The sequence below is a fragment of the Halomonas sp. ND22Bw genome (genome assembly GCF_003011945.1).
Classification (GTDB): Bacteria; Pseudomonadota; Gammaproteobacteria; order Pseudomonadales; family Halomonadaceae; genus Halomonas; species Halomonas halophila.
Genome location: NZ_PXWD01000883.1, coordinates 1 through 271, shown reverse-complemented (window position 1 = coordinate 271; position 271 = coordinate 1). Strand labels below are relative to the sequence as shown.

1 protein-coding gene is annotated in these 271 nt (G+C 60.5%); it reads left to right on the top strand.

The features are described 5' to 3' along the window. Nucleotides 1–91 precede the first annotated feature (91 nt). The coding region (locus CVH10_RS20700) for a glutathione S-transferase N-terminal domain-containing protein (protein WP_181244592.1) at nt 92–271 on the top strand (180 nt) is incomplete at its 3' end.

The following is a 271-nucleotide window of genomic DNA, read 5'->3' as shown; positions in this document are numbered from 1 at the left end:
CCGATCGGCGCGCGCCTTCGGGGTGCAGCCGGTCCCACGGAGTGGGTTGCCAACGCGACCCACTCTTTTTGATTTTTAGGAGTCTCCCGCCATGATGGTTCTGTATTCAGGTACGACCTGCCCCTTTTCCCACCGCTGCCGCTTCGTCCTGTTCGAGAAGGGCATGGACTTCGAGATCCGCGACGTCGACCTGTACAACAAGCCCGAAGACATCAGCGTGATGAATCCGTACGGCCAGGTCCCGATCCTGGTCGAGCGCGACCTGATCCTG